Origin of the sequence: Moraxella sp. FZLJ2109 (genome assembly GCF_024296965.1) — a bacterium.
Classification (GTDB): domain Bacteria; phylum Pseudomonadota; class Gammaproteobacteria; order Pseudomonadales; family Moraxellaceae; genus Moraxella.
Map to the genome: position 1 here is coordinate 945,834 of NZ_CP101112.1, position 14,981 is coordinate 960,814.

At 44.4% G+C, this 14,981-nt stretch carries 14 protein-coding genes and 1 pseudogene; 3 read left to right on the forward strand and 12 right to left on the reverse strand.

Going from position 1 to position 14,981, the window contains the following annotated elements:
- The first annotated feature begins 164 nt into the window (after nt 1-164).
- From NKU06_RS04315 to NKU06_RS04325, 3 genes are all read left to right on the forward strand, one after another.
- Nucleotides 165-410, forward strand: coding sequence for a GlsB/YeaQ/YmgE family stress response membrane protein (locus tag NKU06_RS04315; protein ID WP_253222756.1), 246 nt, complete (start codon nt 165-167; stop codon nt 408-410).
- Between the two features lie 123 nt (nt 411-533).
- Nucleotides 534-1,040 (forward strand): Rrf2 family transcriptional regulator, encoded by a 507-nt coding sequence (locus NKU06_RS04320; protein ID WP_254729026.1) that lies wholly within the window; start codon nt 534-536, stop codon nt 1,038-1,040.
- A 162-nt stretch (nt 1,041-1,202) separates the two neighbouring features.
- Nucleotides 1,203-3,440 carry a nitric-oxide reductase large subunit gene (locus NKU06_RS04325; protein ID WP_254729029.1) on the forward strand — a complete coding sequence of 746 codons (2,238 nt, stop codon included), beginning with the start codon at nt 1,203-1,205 and terminating at the stop codon, nt 3,438-3,440.
- A 134-nt stretch (nt 3,441-3,574) separates the two neighbouring features.
- Here NKU06_RS04325 and NKU06_RS04330 read toward each other — a convergent pair whose 3' ends face one another.
- The 12 genes and pseudogenes from NKU06_RS04330 to NKU06_RS04385 form a co-directional block, all read right to left on the reverse strand.
- The gene (locus tag NKU06_RS04330) at nt 3,575-4,417 is read right to left on the reverse strand and encodes an integrase core domain-containing protein (protein WP_254729032.1); all 843 of its coding nucleotides are present in this window, start codon (nt 4,415-4,417) and stop codon (nt 3,575-3,577) included.
- A gap of 15 nt (nt 4,418-4,432) precedes the next feature.
- Nucleotides 4,433-5,317: an IS3 family transposase gene (locus NKU06_RS04335; RefSeq protein ID WP_371928032.1), complete on the reverse strand. Its 885-nt coding sequence runs from the start codon at nt 5,315-5,317 to the stop codon at nt 4,433-4,435.
- 95 nt (nt 5,318-5,412) lie between these two features.
- Nucleotides 5,413-5,586, reverse strand: a pseudogene (locus tag NKU06_RS11695) (transposase); the annotation flags it as partial.
- A gap of 108 nt (nt 5,587-5,694) precedes the next feature.
- On the reverse strand, nt 5,695-6,618 hold the full coding sequence (locus NKU06_RS04345) for an IS3 family transposase (protein ID WP_371928033.1): 924 nt from the start codon (nt 6,616-6,618) through the stop codon (nt 5,695-5,697).
- Entirely contained in the window at nt 6,594-7,118 is a 525-nt protein-coding gene (locus tag NKU06_RS04350; protein ID WP_254729039.1) for a helix-turn-helix domain-containing protein, read from the reverse strand. Before NKU06_RS04350 ends, NKU06_RS04345 begins: the two co-directional genes overlap by 25 nt.
- Nucleotides 7,119-7,218: 100 nt before the next feature.
- Nucleotides 7,219-8,193, reverse strand: a complete 975-nt coding sequence (locus tag NKU06_RS04355) for an IS30 family transposase (protein WP_254728850.1) — start codon at nt 8,191-8,193, stop codon at nt 7,219-7,221.
- Between the two features lie 203 nt (nt 8,194-8,396).
- Nucleotides 8,397-9,011 carry an L-threonylcarbamoyladenylate synthase gene (locus NKU06_RS04360; RefSeq protein WP_254729041.1) on the reverse strand — a complete coding sequence of 205 codons (615 nt, stop codon included), beginning with the start codon at nt 9,009-9,011 and terminating at the stop codon, nt 8,397-8,399.
- Nucleotides 8,998-10,209 (reverse strand): DNA-processing protein DprA, encoded by a 1,212-nt coding sequence (gene dprA, locus NKU06_RS04365; RefSeq protein ID WP_254729043.1) that lies wholly within the window; start codon nt 10,207-10,209, stop codon nt 8,998-9,000. Before dprA ends, NKU06_RS04360 begins: the two co-directional genes overlap by 14 nt.
- Entirely contained in the window at nt 10,210-11,625 is a 1,416-nt protein-coding gene (thrC, locus tag NKU06_RS04370) for a threonine synthase (protein ID WP_254729045.1), read from the reverse strand.
- Nucleotides 11,626-11,734: 109 nt separating this feature from the next.
- Entirely contained in the window at nt 11,735-13,096 is a 1,362-nt protein-coding gene (gene rsmB / locus NKU06_RS04375) for a 16S rRNA (cytosine(967)-C(5))-methyltransferase RsmB (protein ID WP_254729047.1), read from the reverse strand.
- Complete coding sequence (gene fmt / locus NKU06_RS04380; protein ID WP_254729049.1) at nt 13,089-14,102, reverse strand: methionyl-tRNA formyltransferase; 1,014 nt, start codon at nt 14,100-14,102, stop codon at nt 13,089-13,091. Before fmt ends, rsmB begins: the two co-directional genes overlap by 8 nt.
- A 147-nt stretch (nt 14,103-14,249) precedes the next feature.
- The gene (locus tag NKU06_RS04385; RefSeq protein ID WP_254729051.1) at nt 14,250-14,915 is read right to left on the reverse strand and encodes a riboflavin synthase; all 666 of its coding nucleotides are present in this window, start codon (nt 14,913-14,915) and stop codon (nt 14,250-14,252) included.
- Nucleotides 14,916-14,981 lie beyond the last annotated feature (66 nt).

Sequence of the window (14,981 nt, forward strand, 5' to 3'; positions counted from 1 at the left end):
TACTTACAGTTGTGTAAGAATATTAAGACCCTACTACCGAAAGCATACCCTACTTACACAGCGACTACCCACAGTAAGATAATCTTTCGTTACAATAAAACTCAATCTTAAGCATAAGCTTAAGCGTAAATAGATAACTCATTGAATTTTTTGGAGATAAGTATATGATTTGGGCATTGATTGTAGGTTTGGTTGTCGGTTTGTTGGCACGCGCACTAAAACCAGGTGCAGACAGCATGGGCTGGATTTTGACCATCATTTTGGGTATCGCGGGCGCTTATGTTGGTGCATTTATTTCAGGATTTTTTGGGATGGACGCAACACAAGGCTTTAGCTATCTGATCTTCTCAGTGATCGGCGCGATCATCATCCTGTTCATCTATGAGCTATTGACCGGTAAGCGCAAATAAATCGCGCACCTTGCACAAAAAAGCACCGTAATTGGTGCTTTTTTGTTGGATATGACAAATTTTCATTTGATTATTGGTGCATTGTTTGTCATCATGGTGCATTGATTTGTTTTGGTGATATTCATGAGACTGACCCAATATAGTGATTTTGCTTTGCGTTCGTTGATTTATTTGGCGGTCAAACCACGCAGCGACGAGATTGTGAATATCAGCGACATCGCCCAAGCGTACAACATTTCCAAAAACCATCTCACCAAAATCATCCATCAGCTTAGCAAACTTGGCTACATCGACACCGTGCGCGGCAAAAATGGCGGCATCCGTCTGGCGATGCATCCGCGTGATATCAATATCGGTCAGCTGTTTCGCTATACGGAGCATGATTTTGCACTGGTGCAGTGCTTTGATGAACTGTACCAAGATTGCGATGATCACAGCAGCAATAACCCTGCGCGCATTCCGACGGTTGATTTTAGCACCACGAGCAATGAATTTTGTGTCATTGCCCCTGCCTGCACGCTCAAATCCGCCATCGCCGAAGCTACCGAAGCTTTTATGGCGGTGTTGGATCGCTATACACTGGATGATTTTATCAAAAATAAAGACGAGCTGCTTGTGCTGCTTGACTGAGCGATTTTTAAGATTTTTAAACACGCTTACTTGATTTTTTCTACCAATGCTCGTAAAATTACGCTTGTAAAGATGTATTTTATATATATCTTTTAATTTTTCCAAGTTGATCCACAACTTTTTTCTGATCATTTTTCCCTATCAAGCCACAAGGAGCAAGAGATGGGTAATTATAAAAAGCATTGGTATTGGCTGATCGGCACCTTGCTCATCGCATTTACCCTATTGGGCTGGGGTGGTGTCGAAGTCTATCGCCAAGCACCGCCAATTCCTACGCAGTTCGTCAGCAGTCAGGGCGATGTCATCATGACCGAAAAAGATATTTTGGATGGTCAATCGGCATGGCAAACCACAGGTGGTATGCAGCTGGGCTCTGTGCTTGGTCACGGCGCGTATCAAGCGCCTGACTGGACAGCCGACTGGCTGCATCGCGAGCTTGTCGCTTATCAAAATATCCAAGCCAAAGCACTGTACAATAAGGCATTCGATGAACTAAGTGCCGCTGAACAAGCAGGCATCAATGAGCAGATGAAGCAAGAATATCGCAGCAGCGCTGCCAATGGCACTGAGACGGTTGTGCTGTCTGATGCGCGCATCCAAGCGATCGAAGCGGTTGCGCCGTATTACATCGATCTGTATGGTGATACGCCTGAGCTTGTCGGTACGCGCGAAAGTTTCGCGATGAAAAACAACACCTTACCTGATGTCACTGCGCGTGAACGCTTGGCGGATTTTTTCTTTTGGACCAGTTGGATCGCATCAGCTGAACGCCCTGGCACGGATGCGACTTTTACCAATAACTGGCCGCATGAGCCATTGATTGACAATGTACCGACCGCCGAGAATATTATTTGGTCGATCGCATCGGTGGTATTTTTGATCGCAGGTGTGGGCTTTATGATTTGGATTTGGGCGTTTAAAAAACCCGAAGAAGAAGTCATTCACGCGCCAAGTGCCGATCCTTTGACCAAGCTTGCACTAACCCCATCACAAAAAGCACTGGGCAAATATGGCTTTTTGGTCGCGGCATTATTCGTCGCCCAAGTCTTTGTCGCTGGCGTCGTCGCGCACTATACGGTCGAAGGTCAAGCCTTCTACGGCATTCAGCTGTCTGATTATCTACCTTATTCGCTGCTGCGCACATGGCACATTCAGCTTGCGCTGTTTTGGATTGCGACAGCATTTTTGGCAGCGGGTCTATTTTTGACACCGATTATTAATGGCGGTAAAGATCCTAAGTTCCAAAAGCTTGGCGTGGATATTCTGTGGGTGGCACTCATCATTGTCTGTGTCGGCTCGTTTGCGTCGCAGTACTTCGCCGTCGCGCATATTTTGCCTGCCGATCTGAATTTCTGGTTCGGTCATCAGGGCTATGAATATGTCGATTTGGGTCGTTTTTGGCAAATCCTAAAATGGGTCGGTGTGCTGATTTGGCTTGTACTGATGATGCGTGGCTGGGTCAATGGCTTTAAACAACACGGCGACAAAAACCTGCTTGCCATCTTCGTCGCATCAGTACTGTGCGTGGGTCTGTTCTATGGCTCAGGGCTGTTCTACGGTGAGCGCACCAACATCGCCATCATGGAATACTGGCGCTGGTGGGTGGTGCATCTGTGGGTAGAAGGCTTTTTTGAAGTCTTTGCCACTGCATCATTTGCCTTTATCTTTTATAATTTGGGCTTGGTCAGCTATCGCACTGCCACAGGTTCTGCCATCGCATCAGCGGCACTGTTCTTGGTCGGCGGCATTCCAGGCACTTTCCATCACTTGTACTTTACAGGTACGACCACACCGATTATGGCGATGGGTGCGTCTTTCTCAGCCTTAGAAGTTGTGCCATTGGTGGTGCTTGGCTATGAAGGCTATGAGCATTATTCTAAGCAGCATCAAGCGCCTTGGATGCAAAAACTTAAATGGCCAATCTTATTTTTCACTGCTGTGGCGTTTTGGAATATGCTTGGTGCGGGTGTGTTCGGCTTTATGATCAACCCGCCGATCTCACTGTTCTATCTACAAGGCTTGAACACCACCGCAGTGCACGCACACGCTGCCTTGTTCGGGGTGTATGGCTTCTTGGCGCTAGGCTTTGTGCTGTTGATTGTGCGCTATCTACGCCCTGAACATCGCTTTGATGATAAGCTGATGAAGCTTGGTTTTTGGGCACTGAACATTGGTCTGGTACTGATGATCGCCACCAGTCTGTTGCCAATCGGTATCTTCCAAGCACACGCCGCCATCACTGAAGGCTTGTGGTATGCGCGTAGCGAAGGCTTTATGCAGCAAGGGTTTCTTGAGACCTTGCGTTGGGTGCGCACCTTTGGTGATGTGGTATTCATCATCGGTGCGGTGGCAGTAGCTTGGCAGATTGTCAAATTAGTCTTTGCCAAAAAACCATCCTAACCACCCCCCTTGTTTAGCACATAAAAACAAAACACCGCTTATTCTTGTACCGGTCAACTATTTTCAAACAACCCCTAAGAGGGTTTTGTTAAAAAACTGTCGTTCTTTTTCAACAGGGCTTAGGTGTAAGAAACTCAAGCGTTATTTACACTTTGCTTAAAATAAAACTCTAACCACTCATAAGGAGTAAAAGTTAAAGTCTTGCCAGTAGTCTCATCTTTCTTACTTAAAGATGAGTGCGGTCTAACAGTGTTGTAGAAATTAAGAAATCTGGTTAATTCTTGCTTTCTATGCTCACTGCTGACAAATTCATGTTTATCATGCCAAAGCTCCATTAATGTTCGTATGACCCTTTCAGCTTTGCCGTTGGTTTGTGGCCTACCTACTTTGGTAAATTTTTGATTGATGTTGTTTTGATAGCAGGCTTGAGAAAATTCATGGTCTTTTGTGCCTTTATATTCTGTGCCATTGTCAGAATAAATCACATCAATTTTGTAGGGGCATGGCTCTATCACTTGTTCTACAAGAAACTGTGTTGCACTAAAGGCTGTTTTATCCGGCATGATGTCAGCATACAATTCGCGAGAATAGTCATCTATGGCAACAAATAGATATTCTCTAGGACTGTTGGCATTTTGTCCTTTGAGCAAGGGCAGGCGTTTGGTGTCCACATGCACCATCTCACCAGGATAGGACTTATTGTATCGCTTGGCTTGCTTTTTGAGCTTATCCTGTATGGATTGTTCAACTTTAGCAAGGCGTTTAATACCATATTTGGCTTGTTTAAAGCGATTGTTGGTACTGGCTTGGGGCTTGAGTAGCTTAACACGAGCAAGTTTTAAGACTTTGTAAATGGTAGGTCTTGATACTTTGTACTCCAATGCTAGTGAAGTAACTGACTGCCTGTTCTTGTGATAAGCAGTCCAAATGGCTTCCCGTTGGTAGGGAAGCAATCGTGTATTTTTATGAATGTTCATTTGCAGTATTTTACCTTAATACTGTAAACAACGGTAGTTTATCTTACAGCTTAGGTAGTTATTAAAGCTGTGGGGTCTGAGTTGACTGTAATAGCCAAGAATATAACTTGCCACATCTACTTTTGCTTCATGAATATTCTCATAACCATGTTTTGGCATCCACTCATATTTAAAACTTCGAAAGAATCTTTCTGTTGGTGCATTATCCCAACAGTTGCCTTTTCTGCTCATACTGTGTGTCATCTTACATCTAGCAATAGTATCAGCAAAGGTGCGACTGGTGTAATGAGATCCTTGATCTGAATGAAATAACACACCGGTTGGTTGAAAGCGTATGGTATAAGCCATGATTAATGCTTTGGTGGTCAGCTCACTGTTTGGACGATCACTCATGGCAAAGCCAATGATGTGTCTGGCATATAAATCCATCACCACTGCCAAATAACAAAATCCTGCTTTGGTGTGAATATACGTCACATCCGATACCCATACTTGATTGGGTGCAGCTGGTGCAAACTGCCGTTTAAGCAAGTTGTCATGCACTGTATGTGCTTGATCAGCTAAGCGATAGCGATGCTTGATGCTTTGGCGACTGATAAGTCCTTGTGCTCTCATTAATTGACGCGCTTTATAGCGTGTGAGTTTAATCTGATGAGTACGACTGACCATAGCAGCAATACTTCTAGATCCTGCTGACCCTTTGGAGCAATCAAATGCCTGTTTTACCCATAAGCGTAACTCAATCTCTTTGCGTGTTGGCAGTTTTGGTTTTTGCTTGGCATAATAAGTACTTCGGCAAATACCAAATAACTGACACAGCTTTGCTTTACCGATGCTGTATTGCCCCATCAATTGCTCTATTAGCGGGATAGTAAGCTGTCTTGTGCTAATAGAGCGGATGCCTTTTTTAAAATATCTCGCTCAAGTCTTAGCTGGGCATTTTCTTTACGAAGTCGTTCAAGCTCTCGTTGTTCTGGTGTTAGAGCATGACCTGTGGCTAATGGCTTGCCTTGAAGTTCAAGACGATAACGTTTAAGCCAGTTTTCTAAAGTAGATTTACCGATATCATATTGCCTAGCAACATCAACAACACGCTGATTTTGCTCTTCAATGAGTTTGACCATTTCTAGTTTAAACTCAGTGCTGTACTGCTTACGCTGTTTTGTCATGAGAGATTACTCCTAGTTTGGGGTAGTATAACCTCTTATGGGGTGTCTGGGAATATTGAACCGACCCCCAAATCTTAGACAAAGTTAAGATTAAGGACTAGGTTTAAATTAAGTGGTTTGATCAAGGACTAAGCGCCTGTATTTTACAGGACTTAGTCCTTTTAGTTTAATCTTTATTCTATCATGATTGTAGTAATGGATGCACTCATCAATCGCTTGTTTAAGCTCATCAATGGAGGTAAATCTTCTTTGATGTTTGTCATGAAAGAAGATTTCTTCTTTTAATGTGCCAAAGAAGCTTTCTATCACCGCATTATCCAAGCAATTGCCCTTTCTTGACATACTTTGAATGATGTTGTTGTCTTTTAAGGTTTGTTGATAATTTTGCATTTGGTAGTGCCAGCCTTGATCTGAATGCAGAATCAATTGTGGTTTGCTGCTATCGTTGCCAGCATTATCATCTGCTTGCAGTCGCTTTAGTGCCTGATCAAGCATCTTGGCAACCAAGCCATAATTTGGGCTACTGTGCATCTGATAGCTAACAATTTCTCCATTAAACAAATCCATGATGGGAGACAAGTAAAGCTTTTTGACATTACCTTGTTTATCCAACACTTTAAACTCAGTGACATCAGTCGCCCATTTTTGGTTGGGTCGATCTGCTTTAAAATCACGCTTGAGTACATTATCAGCGATTTTACCCACCTTACCCTGATAAGCACTAAATCTGCGTTTAGAGCGAATCCGTGCTTTCAGTCCCATTTGGTTCATCAGTCGCCACACTTTTTTATGATTGATGACAAAGCCTAACTGTTTTAAGGCAAGGGTGATTCTGCGATAGCCATATCTGCCTTGATGGGTGTGATATATCTTTTTGATTGCATCTTTGATGTCTTGATGTTTATCCTTTTGCTTGAATTGCTTTAAGTGATAATAAAAGGTTGCTTTGGCAACACCAAGATAAGTCAGTAATTGTTTTAATGGATAAATCTGCCTTAGCTCGTCAATCACTGTGATTTTATTGATGATGATTTGCTTTTTCTTTGCTGACGCTCCAAGGCTTCTAACTTTTTTAAGATGTCATTCTCCATGCGTAAGTGTTGTAATTCAGCAATCAATTCAGCATGGGTCTTTTGTTCATCAAGTTTGGATGTTTGGCTTGCTTTGCTGGTCTTTAGCATAGATTGCCTGCCTTTGGGTTTAGGAGTCAGTCCCATGATACCATGAGTTTGATAAGCTTTTAACCATTGAAACAGCACACTTGGGTTGCTGATATTTAATTCAATCGCCAAAGTGCGTATGGATTTACCAGCAAGTAGTTGTAATACTGCAGTGTGTTTGAATTCTGGTGAATAACTAGCTTTGCTCTTTCTGATACGAATACCATCAACACCATGAGTTTGGTAGAGTCTCACCCAGTTTTGGACAATAGAGCGTTTAATACCAAAAGAGTTGGCTGTGTTGTGGTAACTATGTCCTGTTAAATAATGATCAATGACTTCAAGTTTAAAGTCCATTGTGTATTTGGTCATAAAAACACCCCAAAGGTTAGGGTCTAACTTTTGGGGTGCGGTTCATTCACTAGGCGGTGTTTTTTGCTGAAAAATCAGCCATTTTAAAAGCCTTGAATTGTCAAACCAACTGCAACACCTTTTGATAATAAACCTCATAAGGTGTTCGCCAATTTAAACATTTTCTCGGTCGTAGATTAAGTCTAGCAACCTTTGTTTGTATGTATTGTTCATCCCACTGGTTAATATCTTGTTGCTTTGGAAAATATTCCCGAAGCAACCCATTGGTGTTCTCATTACTTCCTCTTTGCCAAGGCTGGCTTGGTGGTGGAAAGTAGAAGTTTGCTTTTAGACTGTCTGTTACTTGTTTGTGTTTGGCAAATTCTTTTCCCCTATCTGGCGTAATGGTAAACACAGGGTGATTGGCTAAAGCATGGATGATTGCTTGACTGATTAATTCTGCCTTTTTGGCTTTAGCGGTTGCACAAATCAAAAAGCGACTACATCTATCCACCAATGTCACAAGACAAGCCTTGCCTGATTTACCCAATACTGTATCAGCTTCCCAATCACCAATTCTTAGGCGTTCATTGGCAATCTGTGGTCTGTCTTTAAGATGATGAGTAATTGGTATCTTACCTCGCTTTTCTTCATGGTTTTTGGTGTGACGAGTTCTGCCTTTGTGCCTTAGCTTTCTTGTGGCAAGCTTACCATCCACATCAAATAAGCCCTTGTATAACCCTCGATAGATGGTTGCATAGCTAATCTGTATTTGACTGTCTTCATAGGCTAAACGATGTTGTATTTGCTCAGGTGACCATTGGTGGTTAAACAGCTTGTCTTGTACTAAGTTAAATACAAGTGGGTTATTAAGCTTTAACTTAGGGTGACAAGCCTGTCTTCTTGTTTGGTATAAGCAATTTGCCTTGGTTGCTGAATAATTGCCATCATAGCCATTTCTTTTTATCTCACGGCAAATGGTGGATTTGGCTCTGCCTAACCGTTTGGCAATCATACCAATGGATTTGCCCAAAGATAGTAAAACCATTATCTTTTCACGTTCATCTATGCTAAGATGTCTATAAGAAGTGTTCATATGCTTTAATGTCTTGTTTTGTGTGGTAACTTAATGATACATTAAATTGATGAACACTTCTTTTTTATTTGGTGTTGCGGTTAGATTGTAAATTCAAGGCATAAAAAATTTGAAAAAAGATCAGGAATAAGCGAAGTTGTATGGTTATTACTGCAAGTGATTTTGACTTAAGTATATTTCAAAGTTGGCAGACGATAAAAAATTCAACGCAGCACCTTACCTGTCACCAAATCCATGATACAGCTTGGCTGATCAAAGCCTAGCCCTTCAGCATCCAGATAAGCCACACGATCGCCAAATGCTGCCATCGCAGTATCAAGTGTCGTGGCAGGTGCTTGTCCTGATAGATTGCAACTGGTCGAGACCAACAAGCCATAAGGATTGTGCGCGCTTACCATCTCGGCGCACAGCTTGGCAAGCAGCGGATGTGTGGTGATACGCACCGCAAGCGATGTATGCGCACCTGTCAAGACTTTGGGCAGAACGCCTGATTTGACAGGTACAAGCCAAGTCAAAGCACGCGCGTGTTCTTGAGTAAAATTCAGCGAATACTGCTGCAATTGGTCAATATCAAGGAATGTTTCATGTGAAACATTCAGCAGCGACCCAAGCCGATCGGCGCTGTCAGTCAAGACAATCAAGCCCTTGCCAACATCACGAGATTTCAGTGCAATCACCCGCTCAAGTGCAGCAGCATCAAAGGCATCACAGCCCAATCCCCACACGCTCTCGCTCGGATAGGCAAGCACACCACCTGCGTGCAAATATGCTGCCGCTTCAGTCAGTGTCTCTGTGTAAAAAATCTTAGCATCTACCATAGCGACCACCCACCTGTGTAATCACACCCAAAATCTCAAGCTCCATTAAATTTGCAAGCAAACTGCCGACATCTTGACCACTTGCCATCACCAAAGCGTCTAAATCCTTGGGCGTATCCATCAGTGCATATAAGCCTTGCAGATTTTCAGGAATAGCAACAGGCTGAGTGGCTGTTTGCGCAGTTGAAGCGGGTGCAGATTTGGCAGAATTTTCAGTCTCAGCGGCTTTTGGCGTCTCGCCATACAGCGTATTGCCTTGGCTAAAGGTCTTGGGCAGCGCGCTGAAAAATTCATCATCTTGCAAATTGACATCTTCTAAAATCTGATCAGGATGATAAATCAGCGTCGCCCCTTCGCGAATCAGATGGTGGCAACCTTCAGCATTAGCATTATCGATACTGCTTGGCACAGCGAACACTTGCTTGCCTTGCTCAGCACACAGGCGCGCGGTGATCAACGAGCCGCTTTGTAGAGCAGCTTCGGTGACGATGACAGCTTTTGATAAGCCTGCCACCAAGCGATTGCGCCGCGGAAAAGTATGCTTGCTTGCTGGCGTCGATGGCAGAAGTTCACTGATTAAGCAGCCGCCATCTTTGATAATCTGGGCAAACAGCGCGTTATGATTGCGCGGATAAATCACATCAATGCCCGTGCCCATCACACCCACCGTACGCCCTGACAGGCTTGGCAGCTGCGCCAGTGCGCCCAAATGCGCCTGCCGATCCACTCCTTGCGCAAGACCACTAGTCACCACAAAGCCTGCTTGCGCCAAATACTGTGCCAAATCAAAAGTGATTTTTTGCGCCGATTCAGTTGGATTACGACTGCCGACGATGGCGATTTGTTTATCATTTAAACGCACGACATTACCACGATAAAACAGCACAGGCGGCGGATCATACAGCTCAGCCAATGCCGATGGATAAGCTGCATCACCGACGATTAGCAGCCCATAACTGCCACAGCCGACATCATACGCTACTTTATCAATGAAAGCAGTGACATCGACCGCATCCTGCCAACGCTTTTGGTGTGCCGCATGAATGCCAAGACCCTGCCAAACAGCAGGGTCACTGAGTAAAACAGCTTTGGCATCACCACAGTGCGCGACAAGCTTATAAAACGCCGCAAGCGAAGTATTGACAATATACCACAGCGCTAATACCGCCTGCTTGTCATCAAAGGCTTGGTAGCTCATTTAGCGCGGCGCAACCTTGTCAGCGATCAATGCCGCGACCGCTTGCGCATCATTAGCAAGCACGGTGACATACTGCGGCTTATCTTCCAGACCTACCGTGTGCGCAGGGCGTGGCAACTCAACTGCGCCAACCGCTTCATGCATAGTTTCTTCAAACTTCGCAGGCAACGCCGTCTCCGCCACCAAAATCACTTCGCCATCTTTTGCCACTTCCAGTGCCACTTTGACGCCATCAGCGGTGTGCGGATCGATCAGGCGATGGGTTTGTTCATAAATTGCTTTGATGGTGTTTAGGCGGTCTTGATGCACTGATTTACCAGCGACAAAGCCAAACTGCGCTTGGACTTGCGATAATTTATCTGACAAATCAAAGCCCTTGCCTTGTTTCACATCATTAAACAGACTATTTACTTTATCAGCATCTTTATCAAGCAACAAGAACACAAAACGCTCAAAGTTTGACGCCTTAGAAATATCCATCGACGGGCTTGAAGTCACAAAAGTCTTATCCGATGTACGCGGAATGTATTTGCCCGTATTGAAAAACTCATTCAATACATCGTTCTCATTGGTCGCGACGATCAAGCGATCGATTGGCAAGCCCATCTCGCGCGCGATATGACCTGCGCAGATGTTGCCGAAGTTGCCCGATGGCACACAGAAGCTCACCTTTTGATTATTGCTTTGTGTCGCAGCAAAATAGCCTTTAAAATAATACACGATCTGCGCAAGAATACGACCCCAGTTGATTGAGTTTACCGTGCCAAGGCTGTATTTTGCCTTAAATGCCGCATCCTCTTGCAAAGCTTTGACGATGTCTTGACAGTCATCAAACATCCCTTCGATGGCGATATTATGGATATTGGCATCGTCTAGGCTGTACATCTGCGCACGCTGAAACGCACTCATCTTGCCATGCGGCGACATCATGAACACTTCGACATTTTCTTTACCGCGCAAGGCGTATTCTGCCGCACTGCCCGTATCGCCCGATGTCGCGCCGATGATGGTCAGACGCTCGCCTTTTTGCTTAAGTACATATTCAAAGGCATTGCCCAAAAACTGCATCGCCACATCTTTAAAAGCAAGCGTCGGGCCGTTTGATAATTCAAGTAAGCTGATGTTGTCAGTAAGCTTAGTCACAGGGATAATTTCATCGCTGCCGAACGCTTCAACTGTGTAGGTATTATTAATAATCTTACGCAAATCTTCGCTTGGAATATCGGTTGCGAACATCGACATAATCTCAAAAGCAAGATCGGTATAACCAAGTGTGCGCCATTTATCCAAAGTTGCAGCATCAATCTGTGGATACACTTCAGGCAACATCAAGCCGCCATCTGGGGCTAGACCCATCAAAAGCACATCGCTAAATTGCATCGGTGCGGTCTGACCACGAGTGCTGATATATTGCATAATCTCTCCAAGCTATAGTTTCGGCTTCGGCGCGCTCTGGGCGTCTGCCTAATAAAATTTATTAATTCTAGCACATTTTGCCAATCACAAGATAGCGAAAATTGCCGATTTACGCCACTTTTTCTAGCAGTGCATAATAAAAGCCATCACCGCCTTGTGCATCGATTGGCAAGCATTGATAGCCGACATTTTGGGCGATTTGATTTGGCAGATTCAGTGTAAATGGCACAGCTTTGGCATCGCTGTGATTGGCTAGAAAACTGCTTAGTTGCTGCTCGTTTTCCGCCTTTAAAATCGAGCAAGTAACATACAAAAGCACGCCACCAGTTTTCAGCTGCCGCCAAGTATTTTCAAGGATTTGCCGCTGCAATTCAACCGTATTAATGACATCATCAGCACTTCGTAGCAGTGCAATGTCAGGGTGGCGACGAATCACGCCCGTGGCAGTGCAAGGCGCATCAAGCACAACGACATCGAATGGCTCATCAGCCTGCCAAGTCGTACCATCAGCCGTCACAATACTCACGCGCGCGTCATCCAAGCCCAATCGTGATAAATTTTCATGCACGCGCTTTAGGCGATGCGCGTCATTATCGATGGCGGTCAGATGTTTCATGTGAAACATTTCAAGCAGCTGTGCTGTCTTGCCACCAGGGGCGCAGCACATATCCAGCACGCATTTTGGATGGTGATCAGGTGTGTCATCGGTAGATTTGGGCAGATACTCTGTCAATAAATGCGCTGTTAGCTGTGCGTACATATCCTGCACACTGACATAACCATCAGCAAAATGCGGCAGGGCAGTGATGCGCATCTGCTCATCCAAACGAATGGTTGTAGCATCTGCCAGACCCAACGGCATCAGCGTATGAGCGATATTATTATTTGTTAGTAATTGTGAATAATCAGTGGTGCTAATTTTGCGTGTATTGACGCGCAGGAAAATCGGCGCAGGGCATCTTAACTGTATACCCAATTCATCATAGTATTCCGCCCAATCTTGCTTAAGCTGCTTGGCAAGCCAATTGGGTAGGCTGTGGTTTTTTTGCACCTTTTTTTGGTATTTGGCAGCAGATTTTTGTACCTTGCGCAATACCGCATTGACAAGACCTGCGCCATAGCCTTTATCCAAAGATTTTAGCGATTCGACCGTATCATTGATCGCGGCATAATGTGCGGTATTCATGTACAAAAGCTGATACAGTCCAATATTTAGCGCAGAGACCACGCCGTGATCTGTCGGTGCTTTTTCGATTAGACTTTCATGAATGCGTGATAATGCCCACCAATGGCGCAGCGTGCCAAGTGTCAGCTCATGCACAAAGCTGCGGTTCTGCTCATCCACCCCTACCAATAATTCATCCAGTAGGATTGATAATGACTTGCCGTGTAAAATTTCTTCAATAACTAAGATAATTTTAGCGCGGCTAGACAGCTTTTTATTGTGCAGTTTTTTGATAATATCACTCATTGATAATCATCTCGAATACATCACCATCATTAATTTTATCTGAATTGGCAATTTGTTCTGCAGTCAGTGGCTTGCCGCCTGCCCATTGTAGGCTTGTGATATTAATCAAGTGCTGTACACCTGTATCATCTGTTCCACATGAAACCAAGATAGAATTTTTGCCGACACCAATCACCGTACCAGCGGCGACTGTTGTCACTTGATCCGCTTTAATTGGCATGGCTGAGATTACCTTGATACGCTCACCATTCAGATGGGTAAAGCAGTTCAATGCGCGGATTTGTCGCTGGATATAATAAGCAGAATTTTGCCAATCAATCTGTCCATCGGCAGTATGGATTTTTTCAGCATAATTGGCAAGTGCATCATCTTGCACCACTGCTGCTGCCTGATATTTTGGCAAATCAGTCAAGACTGTCGCAATAGCCTGTGCGCCCAAATCCGCAAGTTTATCATGCAAACTCTGCGTGGTATCGGTATCACTGATGTCGCATTCCATCTTATACAGCATATCGCCTGTGTCCAGTCCTTGTGCCATCTGCATGATGGTGATGCCCGTCTTCTCATCACCTGCCAAGATCGCACGCTGAATCGGTGCAGCACCGCGCCATCTTGGCAGCAGCGAACCATGAATATTGATACAACCTAGGCTTGGCGTATTAAGCACACCCAGCGGCAAGATCAAACCATAGGCAGCCACCACCATGACATCGGGGTGATACGCTGCTAAAGTTTCACGTGAAACTTGCCCAAACTCATGCTTTAAGCTAAAGCTCACAGGCTGCTCAACAGCAATATCATGTGCCAATGCCACTTGCTTGACAGGCGATGGGGTGACTTTTTGCCCACGCCCTGATTTGCGATCTGGCTGTGTATAGACAGCGACGATCTCGATATTTAGATCATCTTGATGCGAAATCAGATGCTTAAGACTGACTGCTGCAAATTCAGGCGTCCCTGCAAATACCACGCGCAGCTTGCCTGATTGGGTGTTGATTAGACTCATAATCCACTACTTTTGATAAGAATTTCTATATTTTAAAATATTTATTGAAATTACAATATTGATTAATTATTAATTTTAACTAAAACAATATTAGAAACATTTCAATAATTAATCATGCGTTTATTATAAAAATTTACTTAAAAATTATCAGATAAATCCAGCTTTCGCTAATGTCTCTTCGGTGATATTACTGATTGGTTTGCTGTCAGTTTTATTCGACAGCAGCAGTCGCTCAAGGTAGCGCGCGACCAAATCCACTTCGATATTCACCAATGCACCCACCGACCAGTGACGCGCGATGTTGGTGCGCTCAGCAGTGTGCGGGATGATATTTAAACACACCAAGTTTTGTGCAGGCTTGATGGCATTGCTGGTAAGGCTGATGCCATCGACAGTGATCGAGCCTTTATCGGCTGTATAGCGCATCAGCTCGCCAGGAATCTCGATCTCGATATAAATTGAGCGTGCGTCTTTGGCGATGTGGCGCACCACGCCGACACCATCGACATGACCTGCGACGATATGACCGCCAAATCGCGTGGTTGGCAACATCGCTTTTTCCAGATTGATGGTATCGCCGACACGCCAGTTTTTCAGTGCCGATTTGCTCAAGGTTTCACGGGAAACATCCACCGCGTAGCTCTTATCACCAATGAATACCACCGTCAGACAGATGCCGTTTGACGCGATAGAATCGCCCAATTGTACATCGCCAAAATCCAAATCAGGCGCAGAGATGACAAGTTCAACATCACCACTAACTTGATTGATCGCCTTGATTGTACCTGTGGTTTCAATAATTCCTGTAAACATGGTTTTTCTCTTATTGTTATTGATTGGGTTGTGGATAACTTTATTTGGTTATTGTGTATCTTTTTC

Bases quoted from the DNA above. Each gene is read 5' to 3' on its own strand.
- NKU06_RS04315 (WP_253222756.1), top strand. From the start codon at position 165: ATGATTTGGGCATTGATTGTAGGTTTGGTTGTCGGTTTGTTGGCACGC.
- NKU06_RS04320 (WP_254729026.1), top strand. From the start codon at position 534: ATGAGACTGACCCAATATAGTGATTTTGCTTTGCGTTCGTTGATTTAT.
- NKU06_RS04325 (WP_254729029.1), top strand. From the start codon at position 1,203: ATGGGTAATTATAAAAAGCATTGGTATTGGCTGATCGGCACCTTGCTC.
- NKU06_RS04330 (WP_254729032.1), bottom strand. From the start codon at position 4,417: ATGAACATTCATAAAAATACACGATTGCTTCCCTACCAACGGGAAGCC.
- NKU06_RS04350 (WP_254729039.1), bottom strand. From the start codon at position 7,118: ATGACCAAATACACAATGGACTTTAAACTTGAAGTCATTGATCATTAT.
- NKU06_RS04355 (WP_254728850.1), bottom strand. From the start codon at position 8,193: ATGAACACTTCTTATAGACATCTTAGCATAGATGAACGTGAAAAGATA.
- NKU06_RS04360 (WP_254729041.1), bottom strand. From the start codon at position 9,011: ATGGTAGATGCTAAGATTTTTTACACAGAGACACTGACTGAAGCGGCA.
- dprA (WP_254729043.1), bottom strand. From the start codon at position 10,209: ATGAGCTACCAAGCCTTTGATGACAAGCAGGCGGTATTAGCGCTGTGG.
- thrC (WP_254729045.1), bottom strand. From the start codon at position 11,625: ATGCAATATATCAGCACTCGTGGTCAGACCGCACCGATGCAATTTAGC.
- rsmB (WP_254729047.1), bottom strand. From the start codon at position 13,096: ATGAGTGATATTATCAAAAAACTGCACAATAAAAAGCTGTCTAGCCGC.
- fmt (WP_254729049.1), bottom strand. From the start codon at position 14,102: ATGAGTCTAATCAACACCCAATCAGGCAAGCTGCGCGTGGTATTTGCA.
- NKU06_RS04385 (WP_254729051.1), bottom strand. From the start codon at position 14,915: ATGTTTACAGGAATTATTGAAACCACAGGTACAATCAAGGCGATCAAT.